Raw genomic sequence first — 13,801 nt, 5'->3', positions numbered from 1 at the left:
GCCTCAGTGGGCCGTGTGGCTCAGCGGGCCGCGCCGGCGGTCAGGTCGCCTCGGCGCGGGGCGGCGAAGCGCTCCAGGGCGGCGCGGGTCATGCCGGTGAGGGCGTCGACCTCGGCGGTGTCGAGGGCGCCGCACTGGAGGCCGCGCAGCAGGTAGGAGGAGAGGGCCTTGGCGGTGGCGGGCTCGTCCATGACGTCGCCGCCGGCGTGGTTGGCGTAGGCGGAGAGGCGCTTGGCGGCGGTCTCGAAGCCCTCGCGGTAGAAGGCGAAGACGGCGGCGTAGCGGGTGGGGATGTGGCCCGGGTGCATGTCCCAGCCCTGGTAGTAGGCGCGGGCCAGGGCGCGGCGGGTGAGGCCGTAGTGCAGCTTCCACGCCTCGTGGACGTGGGCGGTGGAGCCGACCGGGAGGACGTTGGTGGAGCCGTCCGAGACGCGTACGCCGGTGCCGGCGGCGGCGACCTGCATGATCGCCTTGGCGTGGTCGGCGGCCGGGTGGTCGCTGGCCTGGTAGGCGGCGGAGACGCCGAGGCAGGCGCTGTAGTCGAAGGTGCCGTAGTGGAGGCCGGTGGCGCGGCCCTCGGCGGCGTCGATCATGCGGGCGACGGCGGCGGTGCCGTCGGCGGCGAGGATGGACTGGCTGGTCTCGATCTGGATCTCGAAGCCGAGGCGGCCGGCGTCGAGGCCGTGGGCCTTCTCGAAGGCTTCGAGGAGCCGGACGAAGGCGGTGACCTGCTCGGGGTAGGTGACCTTCGGGAGGGTGAGGACGAGGCCGTCGGGCAGGCCGCCGTTCTCCAGGAGGCCGGTGAGGAAGACGTCGGTGGTGCGGATGCCGCGGTCGCGGACGGCGGCCTCCATGCACTTCATCCGGATGCCCATGTAGGGGGCGGCGGTGCCTCCGGCGTACGCCTCGTTGATCAGGCGGGCCGCGCGGGCCGCGTCCTGGTCCTCGTCGGCGCCCGCGTAGCCGTCCTCGAAGTCGACGCGCAGGTCCTCGACGGGCTCGCGCTCCAGCTTGGCGCGGACGCGGGTGTACACGTCCTCGGCGAGGTCGTCGGAGAGGCCGAGGACGGCGGCGAAGGAGGCGGCGTCCGGGGCGTGCTCGTCGAGCGCGGCGAGGGCCTGGTCGCCCCAGGAGCGGATGGTGCCGGCGTCGAAGACGTTGCCGGGGACGTAAACGGTGTGGACGGGCTGGCGGGTGCCGGGGTCGCCCGGGTAGCGGCGGTCGAGCTCGGCGTCCACCGCGGCGAGGGAGGAGCTGATGCCCTCGCTGACCGCGCCCGCGAGGCTCGTCGACACCTTCTCCTGCTGACCCATCCCTGATCCCTCCTGTTTTCCGCTTCACGGAATCAACAATCCGCATAGCGAAGTTAGTAGTCCACCGGGCCCGCGTCAATGGTTGTCCGAAACGGCCGGGGGCCGCACGGCGAAACTCGCCGTGCGGCCCCCGGACCTGCGGAAGCGCTGGTCGTCAGCCCTTGCGGGCCTGGACCTCCTGGGTGAGGACCGGGACGACGTCGAAGAGGTCGCCCACCACGCCGTAGTCGACGAGGTCGAAGATCGGCGCCTCGGCGTCCTTGTTGATGGCGACGATGGTCTTCGAGGTCTGCATGCCGGCGCGGTGCTGGATCGCGCCGGAGATGCCCGCCGCGATGTACAGCTGCGGGGAGACCGACTTGCCGGTCTGGCCGACCTGGTTGGAGTGCGGGTACCAGCCGGCGTCCACGGCGGCGCGGGAGGCGCCGACGGCAGCGCCGAGCGAGTCGGCGAGGGCCTCGATGACCGCGAAGTTCTCGGCGCCGTTGACGCCGCGGCCGCCGGAGACCACGATCGCGGCCTCGGTCAGCTCCGGGCGGCCGGTCGACTCGCGCGGGGTGCGGGCGGTGACCTTGGTGCCGGTGGCCTTCTCCGAGAAGGAGACGGCCAGGGCCTCGACGGCACCGGCGGCCGGGGCGGCCTCGACCGGGGCCGAGTTCGGCTTGACCGTGATGACCGGGGTGCCCCGGGAGACGCGGGACTTGGTGGTGAAGGAGGCGGCGAACGCGGACTGCGTCGCGACCGGACCCTCGTCACCGGCCTCCAGGTCCACGGCGTCGGTGATGACGCCGGAGCCGATGCGGACCGCGAGACGGGCCGCGATCTCCTTGTTCTCCGCGGAGGACGGCACCAGCACGGCGGCCAGGGAGCCCGCGGCGGACACAGACTCGTAGGCGGCCTGGAGGGCCTCGACCTTCGGGACGACGAGGTAGTCGGCGAACTCGGCGGCCTCGGCGGTCAGGACGCGGGTGGCACCGTGCTCGGCGAGGACGGCGGCGGTGTCGGCGGCGCCGTTGCCCAGCGCGACGGCGACCGGCTCGCCGATGCGGCGGGCGAGGGTCAGCAGCTCCAGGGTGGGCTTGCGGACGGCTCCGTCGACGTGGTCGACGTAGACGAGAATCTCAGCCATGGGACTTCAATCTCCTGCGAACGAAAGGGGGCGGTCTGTACGGCTCGCGCGAGCCCTAGATGAACTTCTGGCTCGCGAGGTACTCGGCGAGCTGCTTGCCGCCCTCGCCCTCGTCCTTGACGATCGTGCCCGCGGTGCGCGCCGGACGCTCGTCGGCGGAGTCGACGGCGGTCCAGGAGCCGGCCAGGCCGACCTCGTCCGCGTCGATGTCCAGGTCGTCGAGCTCCAGCTCCTCGACCGGCTTCTTCTTGGCGGCCATGATCCCCTTGAAGGAGGGGTAACGGGCCTCGCCCGACTGGTCCGTCACGGAGACGACGGCCGGGAGGGATGCCTCCAGCTGCTCGGAGGCGGTGTCGCCGTCACGGCGGCCGGTGACCTTGCCGTCCTCGACCTTGACCTCGGACAGCAGGGTGACCTGCGGGACGCCCAGGCGCTCGGCCAGGATCGCCGGGAGGACGCCCATGGTGCCGTCGGTGGAGGCCATGCCGGAGATGACCAGGTCGTAGCCGGTCTTCTCGATCGCCTTGGCGAGCACCAGCGAGGTGGCCATGACGTCCGAGCCGTGGATGTCCTCGTCGTCGACGTGGACGGCCTTGTCGGCGCCCATCGACAGCGCCTTGCGCAGCGCGTCGCGCGCGTCCTCGGGGCCGACGGTGAGGACGGTCACCTCGGCGTCGTCCGCCTCCTCGGCGATCTGCAGGGCCTGCTCGACCGCGTACTCGTCGAGCTCCGACAGGAGACCGTCGACGTCCTCGCGGTCGACCGTCAGGTCGTCGGCGAACTTCCGGTCGCCAGTGGCGTCCGGCACGTACTTCACACAGACAACGATCCTCAAGCTCACGCCGGCTCTCCTACTGCATCGTCATAACTGGGCTGCCTTGTTGCTCGCAGCATAGGCGCCTGAAGGGCGGGTTTCCGGTCGGGGCGCCGGACGCCCGGACCAGATATTACTCGTCAGTACACCCAGTTCGTGACCAGTAAGCAAGCGCTCAGCAATGTGATCTGGCCAACGCGCCGGGCGCGGCCCTCACGGGAACTCTCAGTCGCGCAGCGCGTTGAAGCGCCCGTGGTGGTAGAGCAGCGGCCGGCCCGCGCCTTCCGGGTCGCCCGCGACCGCCTGCGCTATCACGATCCGGTGGTCACCGGCGGGCACCCGGGCCACCACCCGGCAGACCAGCCAGGCCAGCACGCCGTCGAGGACGGGCACACCCTCGGGGCCGCGGCTCCAGCGGGTCGGCTCGGCGAACCGGTCGGCGCCGCTGCGCGCGAAGGTGGCCGCCAGCTCCTCCTGGTGCTCGCCGAGTATGTGGACGCCGATGTGCTCGGCCTCGGCGACCACCGGCCAGCTGGAGGAGCCGGTGCCCACGCCGAAGGAGATCAGCGGAGGTTCGGCGGCGACGGAGTTGAGCGAGGTGGCGGTGAAGCCGACGGGACGCTCCCCGTGGGCCGTGATCACGGCGACGCCGGCGGCGTGCCGGCGGAAGACGGAGCGGAGCAGGTCGGGCGAGGCGGGCCGGGGGGCGCCGATCGTGGGAACGGTACGGAGCTCGGGCGAAACCGTCATGGAATTGTCCTTCGTGCGGGGCGGCGTGGAGCGGGGTCCGGGGGCGTCAGACACCCGGACAGCGCGCGCTCGCATGGCGGCCCAGGTCCACATGGGCCCGGCCGTGGAGAAGGAGGTCACCGGTCACTCCGTCAGGGTGACGACGGGTGACGGCCCCGGTCAAGTGCGTACCGGGATGTGGGAGATGTGTCACCGCGTCAGGACCGGCGCCGGCCGGACCCGGGGCCGCCCGGCTCACAGCGCGTGACCGAGGGCCGCGATGACGTCGGCCCTGCGGGGCTGCCCGGCGGCCCGGCGCACGATCCGGCCGGCCGCGTCGAGGACGAGGACGGTGGGGGTACGGGTCACCCCGAGGTCGCGCACCAGGCCCAGGTGCTCCTCGGCGTCGATCTCCACGTGCGCGACGCCCGGCACCATGGCGGCCACCTCGTCGAGCACCCGGCGGGTGGCCCGGCAGGGCTGGCAGAAGGCGGTGGAGAACTGGACGAGCGTCGCCCGCTCCCCCAGCTCCGCGCCCCCGAGGCGTTCCGGTCCGAGCCGCCCCGCCGTGTCCGCCGCCGCCGTTCCCCGCCGCTCCACCGTCATCCCTCTCCGCCGTTTCCGCGTCCTTCTCCCCGTGCAGCGTCGCACGGCACCGTCGGATTCCCGCCACGACCACCGCGAGTGACGAGAATCTCCCCGTACGAAGCCGCCTGGACTGGTCACGGCGGCCCACATGCGGCACGATCTGCCCAAAGCCGAAAACCTACGGCCGCGTAACTTCGCCGGGAGAGCCCTCCCAAAAAGGCATGGACGAAGGGGTACCTCTCCCATGGCAGAACTCGTGTACCGACCGGTGGTCGGCGCCGCGCTCACCATGTTCAAGGCGCTCGACCTCAAGATCGACACACAGGGTTCGGAGCACATCCCGCGCACCGGCGGCGCCGTCCTGGTCAGCAACCACATCAGCTACCTGGACTTCATCTTCGACGGTCTGGCCGCGCTGCCGCAGAAGCGGCTGGTGCGCTTCATGGCGAAGGAGTCGGTCTTCCGGCACAAGGTCTCCGGGCCGCTGATGCGGGCGATGAAGCACATCCCCGTGGACCGGTCCCAGGGCGAGCACGCGTACAAGCACGCCCTGGAGGCGCTGCGTTCGGGCGAGATCGTCGGCGTCTTCCCCGAGGCGACCATCTCGGAGTCCTTCACGCTGAAGAGCTTCAAGTCGGGCGCCGCCCGGCTCGCACAGGAGGCCGGGGTGCCGCTGATCCCCATGGCCCTGTGGGGGACCCAGCGGATCTGGACGAAGGGCCGGCCGCGGAACTTCAAGCGGGCCCACATCCCGGTGACGATCCGGGTCGGGGAGCCGGTCGAGGCCCCCGCCGACCAGTACGCGGGGGCGATCACCCGGCGGCTGCGCGAGCGCGTCCAGGAGCTCCTGGAGGCCGCCCAGCGCGCCTACCCGGTGCGCCCCAAGGACGCCGAGGACACCTGGTGGATCCCCGCGCACCTGGGCGGCACCGCGCCGACCCCGGAGCAGCTGAAGGCATCCGGCAGGTAGTTCCCGCCTCCGGTCAGCCGGGGCCGCGGACGGTGATCCGCACCCGGGGACCGACCTTCCGGAGCGCCTCGGCGGAGTCGCGGGTGCGCGAGGGCCCGGCGCCGAAGGCGGTGTACGCGACGCGGGGGTCCCGGTCCGGGGCGCGGCCGTCGCGACGGGCGGCGGGCCGGGGACGAGGGCGCGCACCTTCGCGGGAGACCGTGAGCGTCAGGGGCAGGGTCGCCGTGCCCCGCTGCCGGGGGTCACAGGTCCGTGGGGAGGGTCCGCCACAGGTGGGGCCGGTCGGTCGCGGCCCGGAGCGCGCGGAGGACGACCGGATGCGGTTCAACGTAGAGCACCGGATAGTCCACTTCATCTGCCTCTGGGCGCACGGCCCACGCCAGCCGCTCCTCCGCGAGGGAGAACTGGGCGTCGACACCGGGCGGGACGTTTCCGCGCACGTCCTGCCGGGCCCACCGCCCCTCCCCCGGCAGCCGCACCGCGGCGAGCCCGTGGATCACCGGGTTCGAGCCGTCGTCGTCCGCGAGGCGCTGGTAGCAGAGGGCGGCGGGGATGCCCCGGGCGCGGAGCAGGGCGGCGTACGCGATCGACTTGGCGTAGCAGATGCCGGTGCCCCGCTCCAGGACGTCGGAGGCGCGCCAGGTGACGCGGAGGTCCCCGGAGTCCTGGGAGTGCGGGATGGCGTCCCGGATGAACTCGTAGCTCGCCTTGGCGTATGAGTATGCGCCGGGGTGGGCGAGGGAGAGGCGTTCCGCTGTGGCGCGGACAAGCGGGTGATCATGATCCACGGCCTCGCCGACCGCCAAGTACGCGGCGATGTCAGGGTTTTCCTGCGTCAGCTCCATGGGAGATGAGCATAGGAATGCGACCGGATGGAGTCAATCAATTTCCATCCGGTCGCATATCTATTCACTCTTTACTGGCGGGCCAGCTCTTCCTTCAGGGCCTGGAGGAAGGCGTCGACGTCGTCCTCCGTGGTGTCGAAGGAGCACATCCAGCGCACGTCGCCGGCCTGCTCGTCCCAGAAGTAGAAGCGGAACCGCTTCTGGAGCCGGCGGCTGACCTCGTGCGGGAGGCGCGCGAAGACCGCGTTGGCCTGCACCGGGTAGAGGATCTCCACCCCGTCCAGGGCGCGCACGCCGTCCGCGAGGCGGCGGGCCATCGCGTTGGCCTGCCGGGCGTTGCGCAGCCACAGGTCCTTGGCGAGCAGGGCCTCCAGCTGGACCGACAGGAAGCGCATCTTGGAGGCGAGCTGCATGGACAGCTTGCGCAGGTGCTTCATGTGGCTGACCGCGTCCGGGTTCAGGACGATCACGGCCTCGCCGAAGAGCATGCCGTTCTTCGTGCCGCCGTACGAGACGACGTCGACGCCCACCGCGTTGGTGAAGGCGCGCATCGGCACGTCGAGGGAGGCGGCCGCGTTGGCTATCCGGGCGCCGTCGAGGTGCACCTTCATGCCCTTGGAGTGGGCGTGCTCGACGATGGCGCGGACCTCGTCCACGGTGTAGACGGTGCCCAGCTCGGTGTTCTGGGTGATCGAGACGACCTGGGGCATCGCCCGGTGCTCGTCCTCCCAGCCCCAGGCCTGCCGGTCGATCAGCTCGGGGGTGAGCTTGCCGTCCGGGGTGGGCACGGTGAGCAGCTTGAGGCCGCCCATCCGCTCCGGCGCGCCGCCCTCGTCCACGTTGATGTGGGCGGACTCGGCGCAGATCACGGCGCCCCAGCGGTCGGTGAGCGCCTGGAGGGCGGTCACGTTCGACCCGGTGCCGTTGAAGACCGGGAAGGCCTCCGCGAGCGGGCCGAAGTGGCTGTGCACGATCCGCTGGAGGTGGTCGGTGTAGTCGTCCTCGCCGTAGGCGACCTGGTGGCCGTCGTTGGCGAGGGCGATCGCGGCAAGGATCTCGGGGTGGACGCCGGCGTAGTTGTCGCTCGCGAAGCCCCGGACCGACGGGTCGTGGTGACGACGGGCGTCGGTCCGGTGTCCGAGGGCGGCGGTCACGGTGCGGGGGTCAGCCACAGGCGCTGTCCGTTCACTTCCTGGGCGGGCCGCTCCCACAGGCCGGCGACCTCGTCGGCCAGGTCCTTCACGTCGGTGAAGCCCGCGAACTTCGCGTTGGGGCGTTCGGCGCGCATGGCGTCGTGCACCAATGCCTTGATCACCAGGATGACAGCCGCGGCCTGCGGGCCGTCCTCGCCCCCCAGCTTGCGGAAGGAGTCCGCCATGGCGAGGGTCCACGCCTCGGCGGCGGCCTTGCCCGCGTTGTACGCCGCGTTGTTGGCCTGCGGCTTGTGGGCGCCGACCTGGCTGATCAGCGCGTAGCGGCCGCGGCCGCCGCTGCGGATCAGGGCGTCGTGGAAGGCGAGGGAGGTGTGCTGGACCGTGCGGATCAGGAGCTTCTCCAGGAAGTCCCAGTCCTTGAGGTCGGTCTCGGTGAAGGAGGGGCTGCCGCGCCAGCCGCCCACGAGGTGGACGACGCCGTCGACGCGGCCGAACTCCTTCTCCGTCTTGTCGGCCCACGCGCGCGTGGCGTCGAGGTCCAGGAGGTCCACGGTCTCGCCGACGACCTTGGCGCCGTGGGTCTCGCGGGCCGCCTCGACGGCCTCGGCGAGGCGGGCGGGGTCGGCGTCGGCGGCGACCACGGTCGCGCCGGCGCCGGCCAGGCGGATCAGGGCCGCCCGGCCGGCGGGGCCGGCCGCGCCGGCCACCGCGATGACGGTCCCGTCGAGGGGTCCGCCGTTCGATTCGGCGTTCATGGGTGCCGCCTCCTGCGCGTTCTGGACGGTCGGACCGGACTCGCTCACGCGGCGACCCGCTCGGTGCCGGTGACGTCCGCGGCCGTGATGCCCTTGGTGCCGGCGATCACGCCCTTCAGCTTCTTGGCCAGGGCCTCGAAGAACATGCTGAGGGGAAACTCGTCCGGAAGCACGTCGTCGACGAGCTTGCGGGGCGGCAGGGAGAGGTCCAGGGCGTCGGGGCCCTTGGCCCACTTCGAGCCCGGGTGCGGGGCGAGGTAGCCGGAGACGAACTCGTACGCCTTGAACCAGTGGACCAGCTTCGGGCGGTCGATGCCGTCGCGGTAGAGGGTCTCGATGTCGGAGCAGAGGCGGTTGGTGACCTCGGGGGCGCGGTCCCAGTCGATGGTGAGGACGTTGTCCGTCCAGCGCACCACGTCGTTCTTGTGGAGGTAGGCGAAGAGGAGCTGGCCGCCCAGACCGTCGTAGTTGCGGGTGCGGTCGCCGGAGAGCGGGAAGCGGAACATCCGGTCGAAGAGGACCGCGTACTGCACGTCGCGGCCGTGCGGGTTGCCCTCGCCCTCCAGCTTCACGGCCTCCTTGAAGGCGGTGAGGTCGCAGCGGAGCTCCTCCAGGCCGTACATCCAGAACGGCTGGCGCTGCTTGATCATGAAGGGGTCGAAGGGCAGGTCGCCGCGGCTGTGGGCGCGGTCGTGGACCAGGTCCCAGAGGACGAACGCCTGCTCGCAGCGCTGCTGGTCGTCCAGCATGGCGGCGATGTCGGCGGGCAGCTTCAGGCCCAGGGTGTCGACGGCGGCCTCGGTGACCTTGCGGAAGCGGGCGGCCTCGCGGTCGCAGAAGATGCCGCCCCAGGTGAAGCGCTCGGGCACCTCGCGGACGGCGACGGTCTCCGGGAAGAGGACGGCCGAGTTGGTGTCGTACCCGGCGGTGAAGTCCTCGAAGGTGATGCCGCAGAAGCCGGGGTTGTCGTAGCGGGTGCGCTCCAGCTCGGAGAGCCACTCGGGCCAGACCATGCGGAGCACGACGGCCTCGAAGTTGCGGTCCGGGTTGCCGTTCTGCGTGTACATCGGGAAGAGCACGAGGTGCTGCAGCCCGTCGGCGCGGCCGGCGGCCGGGTGGAACGCGAGCAGGGAGTCCAGGAAGTCCGGGACGGCGAAGCCGCCCTCGGACCACTTGCGCAGGTCGGCGACGAGGGCGCGGTGGTACGCGGCGTCGTGCGGCACGAGCGGGGAGAGCTGCTCGACGGAGGCGACGAGGCGGTCGACGGTCAGCTCGACGAGGGAGCGGGCGGGCGCGCCCTCGGCCTCGAAGTCCACGGAGCCGTCGGCCCGCTGCCAGACGCGGATCTCCTCCACGGCGCTCTTGAGCTGCGGCCAGGCCGGGTGGTCGATCACGCGGGCGGCGGTGGCTATCCCCTCGCCGGTCACGTCCTGCACAAGAATTTCCGTCATGCCTCTTCCTCCACAGGAGAACCTTGCGTAAAGGAACCGTAACCACGCACGACTCCTCCCCGCAAGGGGAGCAAGAGAAATTCTCCCGTGGGACACCCGCCCGACCGCATTTTTTCCTGTCAGTCGGGGGGTGAACGGATGCTTCCGCCGAAAGGATCAGACCAGGGGCTTCACCAGGAGCTCGAAGCGGAGGTCGTCCCGCCGCGGCACGCCGAAACGCTCGTCGCCGTACGGGAAGGGGCTCGTCTCGCCGGTGCGCCGGTAGCCGCGCCGCTCGTACCAGGCGATCAGCTCCTCCCGGGCGGTGATCACCGTCATGTGCATCTCGCGGGCGCCCCACAGCTCGCGCACCCGCCGCTCGGCCTCCGCGATGATCAGCTTGCCGAGACCGGCGCCCTGCAGCTCGGGCCGGACCGCGAACATGCCGAAGTAGGCGGCCTCGCCGCGGTGCTCCAGCTGGCAGCAGGCGACCGTCTCGCCGTCCCGCTCCACCAGGAGCAGCACGCTGCCGGGCGCGGTGATCACGGCGGCCACGCCCTCCGGGTCGGTCCGCTGCCCGTCCAGGAGGTCCGCCTCGGTGGTCCAGCCGCCCCGGCTCGCGTCGCCCCGGTAGGCCGACTCGACGAGCGGCACCACGACGGGCACGTCGTCGAGCACCGCCCGACGGTACGTGACGGCGCCGGCCTCCTGGCTCGCGGCGGTGTCGGGAACGGGCGTGGCGGTGTCCATCGTGCGGGGCTCCCCTCGGGCGCGGTGATCGGCGTGCGCGATCGCCCCGAGCCTAACGCGCGCCGCCGCACTCCCTTTCGTACGCCTGTGCGCGCCCGTGCGCCCGCGTGGGCCGCTCCGGGGCCGGGCAGCCCTCTCGTGGGGAACGAGTCGAGGGGGAGGTGTGCCGTGCACGGATCGGCCCTGTCCGGCTGGCTGCTCGTCGCGCTCTGCGCGGCCAGCGGGGCCTACTGCCTGCTCCGGATGCGGGCCTGCGCCGGCGAGGAGCGGCGGGCCGCCCGCGCGGAGGCCGTGATGGGCTTCGGCATGGCCGCGATGGCGCTGCCCGCCGCGGTCCTGGACCCGCCGTCCTGGAGCTGGGCGGTGTACGCGGCGCTGTTCGGCGCGGTGGCCGCGGGCGACCTCTTCGCGGCGCGCCGCGACGGCCACCGGCTGCACCACGCGGTCGGCTCCCTCGCGATGGTCTACATGGCGCTCTCGATGGCCCCGGCGGCGGCCGGCGGCGCACAGGGGGTGCACACGGCGCACGGCACGGGCGCGGCCGCCGCGGGCGGCATACCCCTGCTCACCGGCGGGCTGCTCCTCTACTACGCGGTGTACGTGCTCCGCTCCGGCGCCCGGCTCGTCCCGGTCGTCCCGCACGCGCGCGCGGCCGCCGCGACGGGCGGCGGCGGGCCCGCGTGGGCGACCCGGCCGGAGCTGACCCTGGTGTGCCGGCTCTCGATGGGGCTCGCCATGCTGGCGATGCTCTGCACGCTCTGAGTCCCTTGTCCCGCCCGGACGTTCGGGCCGGCGGGCCGCGAAACCGTGGCGTGCGTCACTTGCCGGACGAGGCCATACCCCCGGGGAGCACCCGCTCATAGGCTGGCGCCATGTGGGTCTCCCTCGCACTGCTGCTGCTCGGCGTCCTGACCGCTCTCATCGCCCCCCGGCTGCTCGCCCGGGCCGACTGGGCGGAGCGAGAACCGGTCGTGGCGCTCTGGATGTGGCAGTGCGCGGTGGCCGCGGTCCTGGTCAGCTTCGCGCTCTCGATGACCATCAGCGCGGCCGCCGCCTGGCAGGCCGTGCGCGGACAGGTCTTCGCGCCCGCGCCGCGCGCGGTGATCGACGCCTACGAGCTCTCCACCGGCGGCGGCCCCTGGTCGGCGGTGCTCGCCGTGGTCCTCGCGGCCGGCGGGGTCTGGACGGGCGCCATGCTCGGCCGGGAGATCGGCCTGGCCCGCGCCCGCCGCCGCAAGCGCCGCGACGACCTGCTGGTCCGCGCCCCGCAGCTGCCCGGGGAGGAGCCGGACGGCGGGCGCCTGGTCGTCCTGGAGGGCGAGCGCCCCGACGCCTGGTGGCTGCCCGGGACCACCCCCCGGCTCGTCGTCACCACCGCCGCCCTGCGCCGGCTGAAGGGCCGCCAGCTGGACGCGCTCCTCGCCCACGAGCAGGGGCACGCCCGCGCCCGCCACGACTGGCTGCTCCACTGCTCCGGCGCCCTGGCCGCCGGCTTCCCCGGGATCCCGGTCTTCACCGCCTTCCGCGAGGAGATGCACCGGCTGGTCGAACTGGCCGCCGACGACGTGGCCTCGCGCCGCTTCGGCCGGCTCACCATCGCGCTCGCCCTGGTGGAACTGAACGAGGAGCGGGGGGTCTTCGCCGCCGCCCCCGGCACCGGCCCGGGGGCCGGGCTGCCCCGCCGGGTCGACCGGCTGCTCACCGCCGCGCCCCGGCTGACCTCCGGCCAGCGGCTGCGCCTGACGGCGACCGCCGCCCTCGTCCCGGTCGTCCCGGTGCTCCTCGCGTTCTTCCCCGGCCTGGCCGCGCTGGGCTGACGCGGTGGCGGCGCGGAGTGCGGCAGCCCACACGGCCACCGGTGTTGCGCGGGGCGGTCCTCGGCCGCCGGTCCGGCAGGATCGTGGAATGCGCACCTCCGCCGTGGTCACCGGGGCCCTCTCCCTGCTGTTGCTCGTGCTCGTGGTGGCCGGCTGGCCCCCGCTGCTCTCCTTCGACCGCGCGGTCGACGAGGCCCTGCACCGCCACGCCCTGGCCCACCCCGGCCTCACCCGGGTCAACCGGGTGCTGAGCGACTGGGTGTGGGACCCGTGGACGCTGCGGGCGCTGGCCGTCGCCGTCGTCCTGGCCCTCGCCCGGTACGGGCACCGGCGCCTGGCGCTGTGGGTGGCCGGGACCGTGCTGGCCGCGGCCGGGGTGCAGCAGGCGATGAAGGCGCTGGTCGGCCGGGAGCGGCCGGTCTGGCGGGATCCGGTGGACTCGGCCTCCTTCGCGGCCTTCCCCTCGGGACACGCGATGACGGCGACGGTGGTCTGCGGGCTGCTGCTGTGGGTGTTCGCGCTCGTCGGCCGGGAGCCGTGGCGGGGCTGGGGCACGGTGGCCGGGATCGCGGTGGTCTCGGTCCTCGGGGTCGGCTGGACCCGGATCCACCTCGGGGTGCACTGGCCGTCGGACGTGCTGGCCGGCTGGCTGACGGGCTGGTGCTGCGTGGCCGTCGCGATCGTGACGTACCGCCGGAGCCTCGTCGTCCGTCCCCTTCCCGGGCCGGAGCGCGACCACGGAGGGGCGGGGACATGACGAGGCCGCCCTTCCTGGACGATCCCCCGTGTCGCCCAGGAAGGGCGGCCCTCCCGTCGTCGCGCCGCAGGGGCGGGCCGACGGGCCGCGCTGAGTATATTGGCCGAGAGCCAGTCAACGCAGGAGCCCAGCATGACGCCGCGTAGCCCATCGGTCAACGAAGAGCTTCGGCGACGCTCGCGGGAGCGGATCCTGGAGGCGACCGTCGAGCTCGTCTCGGTCCGCGGCTACGAGGCGACCACCCTCGGCGACATCGCCCGGCAGGCCGGAGTGGCCCGCGGTCTGGTCTCGTACTACTTCCCCGGCAAGCGCCAGCTGCTCCAGTCCGCGGTGCACCGTCTGATGCACCTCACGCTCGCCGAGGCGCTGGAGCGCGCGCCGCGCGCCGAGGACGGGCCGGAGCGGATGGCCCGGGCGATCGACGCTGTCCTGGGGCTCGCCGTGTCCCGGCCGACGCTGATGCGGACCCACATGGCCGGCATCCTCCAGGCCGAGGGGTTCATCCGCTGCGAGGAGCAGCAGCGGCTCGCGTTCCTGCTGCGGGACACGGTGGAGCGGTACGGCTCCGAGGACGTGGACCGGGACTATCCGCTGCTGCGGGCGCTGCTGATGGGCGCGGTGGTGGGGGTGCTGCTGCCGGGCGCGCCGATGCCGATGGCGCGGCTGCGCGGGGAGCTGTTCCACCGGTACGGCCTGGCGTGGGACAGCGGCATGCCGCCGGACGGTGGTCCGCCCGACGGCATGCTCTGA

15 protein-coding genes and 1 pseudogene are annotated in these 13,801 nt (G+C 72.9%); 5 read left to right on the top strand and 11 right to left on the bottom strand.

Annotation, left to right across the window (positions count from 1 at the left end; genetic code table 11):
- Positions 1 to 20: 20 nt before the first annotated feature.
- The 5 genes from ACF1ED_RS34225 to ACF1ED_RS34205 all read right to left on the bottom strand — a co-directional run bounded on the left by ACF1ED_RS34225 (position 21) and on the right by ACF1ED_RS34205 (position 4,591).
- Complete coding sequence (locus ACF1ED_RS34225; RefSeq protein ID WP_391767250.1) at positions 21 to 1,313, bottom strand: DUF6986 family protein; 1,293 nt, start codon at positions 1,311 to 1,313, stop codon at positions 21 to 23.
- Positions 1,314 to 1,467: 154 nt separating this feature from the next.
- On the bottom strand, positions 1,468 to 2,442 hold the full coding sequence (locus tag ACF1ED_RS34220; RefSeq protein WP_391767249.1) for an electron transfer flavoprotein subunit alpha/FixB family protein: 975 nt from the start codon (positions 2,440 to 2,442) through the stop codon (positions 1,468 to 1,470).
- A gap of 55 nt (positions 2,443 to 2,497) precedes the next feature.
- Positions 2,498 to 3,283 carry an electron transfer flavoprotein subunit beta/FixA family protein gene (locus ACF1ED_RS34215; RefSeq protein WP_391767248.1) on the bottom strand — a complete coding sequence of 262 codons (786 nt, stop codon included), beginning with the start codon at positions 3,281 to 3,283 and terminating at the stop codon, positions 2,498 to 2,500.
- 198 nt (positions 3,284 to 3,481) lie between these two features.
- Complete coding sequence (locus tag ACF1ED_RS34210; protein WP_391767247.1) at positions 3,482 to 4,006, bottom strand: flavin reductase family protein; 525 nt, start codon at positions 4,004 to 4,006, stop codon at positions 3,482 to 3,484.
- 234 nt (positions 4,007 to 4,240) lie between these two features.
- A complete protein-coding gene (locus ACF1ED_RS34205) occupies positions 4,241 to 4,591 on the bottom strand; it encodes a TlpA family protein disulfide reductase (RefSeq protein ID WP_391767246.1) in 351 nt (116 codons plus the stop codon).
- A 226-nt stretch (positions 4,592 to 4,817) separates the two neighbouring features.
- Here ACF1ED_RS34205 and ACF1ED_RS34200 point away from each other — a divergent pair, with 226 nt between their 5' ends.
- Positions 4,818 to 5,543: a lysophospholipid acyltransferase family protein gene (locus tag ACF1ED_RS34200; RefSeq protein WP_391767245.1), complete on the top strand. Its 726-nt coding sequence runs from the start codon at positions 4,818 to 4,820 to the stop codon at positions 5,541 to 5,543.
- 55 nt (positions 5,544 to 5,598) lie between these two features.
- Here ACF1ED_RS34200 and ACF1ED_RS34195 read toward each other — a convergent pair.
- From ACF1ED_RS34195 to ACF1ED_RS34170, 6 genes and pseudogenes are all read right to left on the bottom strand, one after another.
- A pseudogene (locus ACF1ED_RS34195) lies at positions 5,599 to 5,712 on the bottom strand (cytoplasmic protein); the annotation flags it as partial.
- 73 nt (positions 5,713 to 5,785) lie between these two features.
- Positions 5,786 to 6,388, bottom strand: coding sequence for a transglutaminase family protein (locus ACF1ED_RS34190; protein WP_391767244.1), 603 nt, complete (start codon positions 6,386 to 6,388; stop codon positions 5,786 to 5,788).
- Between the two features lie 71 nt (positions 6,389 to 6,459).
- Entirely contained in the window at positions 6,460 to 7,560 is a 1,101-nt protein-coding gene (locus tag ACF1ED_RS34185) for a threonine aldolase family protein (RefSeq protein ID WP_391767243.1), read from the bottom strand.
- A complete protein-coding gene (locus ACF1ED_RS34180; protein WP_391767242.1) occupies positions 7,539 to 8,297 on the bottom strand; it encodes an SDR family NAD(P)-dependent oxidoreductase in 759 nt (252 codons plus the stop codon). Before ACF1ED_RS34180 ends, ACF1ED_RS34185 begins: the two co-directional genes overlap by 22 nt.
- A 44-nt stretch (positions 8,298 to 8,341) precedes the next feature.
- Positions 8,342 to 9,748 carry a DUF6421 family protein gene (locus tag ACF1ED_RS34175; RefSeq protein ID WP_391767241.1) on the bottom strand — a complete coding sequence of 469 codons (1,407 nt, stop codon included), beginning with the start codon at positions 9,746 to 9,748 and terminating at the stop codon, positions 8,342 to 8,344.
- 156 nt (positions 9,749 to 9,904) lie between these two features.
- The gene (locus tag ACF1ED_RS34170) at positions 9,905 to 10,477 is read right to left on the bottom strand and encodes a GNAT family N-acetyltransferase (protein WP_391767240.1); all 573 of its coding nucleotides are present in this window, start codon (positions 10,475 to 10,477) and stop codon (positions 9,905 to 9,907) included.
- 168 nt (positions 10,478 to 10,645) lie between these two features.
- Between ACF1ED_RS34170 and ACF1ED_RS34165 the strand changes: the two genes are divergently transcribed.
- From ACF1ED_RS34165 to ACF1ED_RS34150, 4 genes are all read left to right on the top strand, one after another.
- A complete protein-coding gene (locus ACF1ED_RS34165; protein ID WP_391767239.1) occupies positions 10,646 to 11,239 on the top strand; it encodes a DUF5134 domain-containing protein in 594 nt (197 codons plus the stop codon).
- A gap of 110 nt (positions 11,240 to 11,349) precedes the next feature.
- Entirely contained in the window at positions 11,350 to 12,294 is a 945-nt protein-coding gene (locus ACF1ED_RS34160; RefSeq protein ID WP_391767238.1) for a M56 family metallopeptidase, read from the top strand.
- Positions 12,295 to 12,382: 88 nt separating this feature from the next.
- On the top strand, positions 12,383 to 13,051 hold the full coding sequence (locus tag ACF1ED_RS34155; protein ID WP_391767237.1) for a phosphatase PAP2 family protein: 669 nt from the start codon (positions 12,383 to 12,385) through the stop codon (positions 13,049 to 13,051).
- A gap of 132 nt (positions 13,052 to 13,183) precedes the next feature.
- Positions 13,184 to 13,801, top strand: a complete 618-nt coding sequence (locus ACF1ED_RS34150) for a TetR/AcrR family transcriptional regulator (protein ID WP_391767236.1) — start codon at positions 13,184 to 13,186, stop codon at positions 13,799 to 13,801.

Origin of the sequence: Streptomyces sp. NPDC014656 (assembly GCF_043084305.1) — a bacterium.
In the GTDB taxonomy this organism is placed as follows: Bacteria; Actinomycetota; Actinomycetes; order Streptomycetales; family Streptomycetaceae; genus Streptomyces.
Note: the sequence above shows the minus strand (reverse complement) of the source record. Positions and strands in the feature narration are given on the sequence as shown.

What these genes read in the sequence shown, in the direction of transcription:
- ACF1ED_RS34225 (WP_391767250.1), bottom strand. Translation starts at nt 1,313, where the DNA reads ATGGGTCAGCAGGAGAAGGTGTCGACGAGCCTCGCGGGCGCGGTCAGC.
- ACF1ED_RS34220 (WP_391767249.1), bottom strand. Translation starts at nt 2,442, where the DNA reads ATGGCTGAGATTCTCGTCTACGTCGACCACGTCGACGGAGCCGTCCGC.
- ACF1ED_RS34210 (WP_391767247.1), bottom strand. Translation starts at nt 4,006, where the DNA reads ATGACGGTTTCGCCCGAGCTCCGTACCGTTCCCACGATCGGCGCCCCC.
- ACF1ED_RS34205 (WP_391767246.1), bottom strand. Translation starts at nt 4,591, where the DNA reads ATGACGGTGGAGCGGCGGGGAACGGCGGCGGCGGACACGGCGGGGCGG.
- ACF1ED_RS34200 (WP_391767245.1), top strand. Translation starts at nt 4,818, where the DNA reads ATGGCAGAACTCGTGTACCGACCGGTGGTCGGCGCCGCGCTCACCATG.
- ACF1ED_RS34190 (WP_391767244.1), bottom strand. Translation starts at nt 6,388, where the DNA reads ATGGAGCTGACGCAGGAAAACCCTGACATCGCCGCGTACTTGGCGGTC.
- ACF1ED_RS34180 (WP_391767242.1), bottom strand. Translation starts at nt 8,297, where the DNA reads ATGAACGCCGAATCGAACGGCGGACCCCTCGACGGGACCGTCATCGCG.
- ACF1ED_RS34175 (WP_391767241.1), bottom strand. Translation starts at nt 9,748, where the DNA reads ATGACGGAAATTCTTGTGCAGGACGTGACCGGCGAGGGGATAGCCACC.
- ACF1ED_RS34170 (WP_391767240.1), bottom strand. Translation starts at nt 10,477, where the DNA reads ATGGACACCGCCACGCCCGTTCCCGACACCGCCGCGAGCCAGGAGGCC.
- ACF1ED_RS34160 (WP_391767238.1), top strand. Translation starts at nt 11,350, where the DNA reads ATGTGGGTCTCCCTCGCACTGCTGCTGCTCGGCGTCCTGACCGCTCTC.
- ACF1ED_RS34155 (WP_391767237.1), top strand. Translation starts at nt 12,383, where the DNA reads ATGCGCACCTCCGCCGTGGTCACCGGGGCCCTCTCCCTGCTGTTGCTC.
- ACF1ED_RS34150 (WP_391767236.1), top strand. Translation starts at nt 13,184, where the DNA reads ATGACGCCGCGTAGCCCATCGGTCAACGAAGAGCTTCGGCGACGCTCG.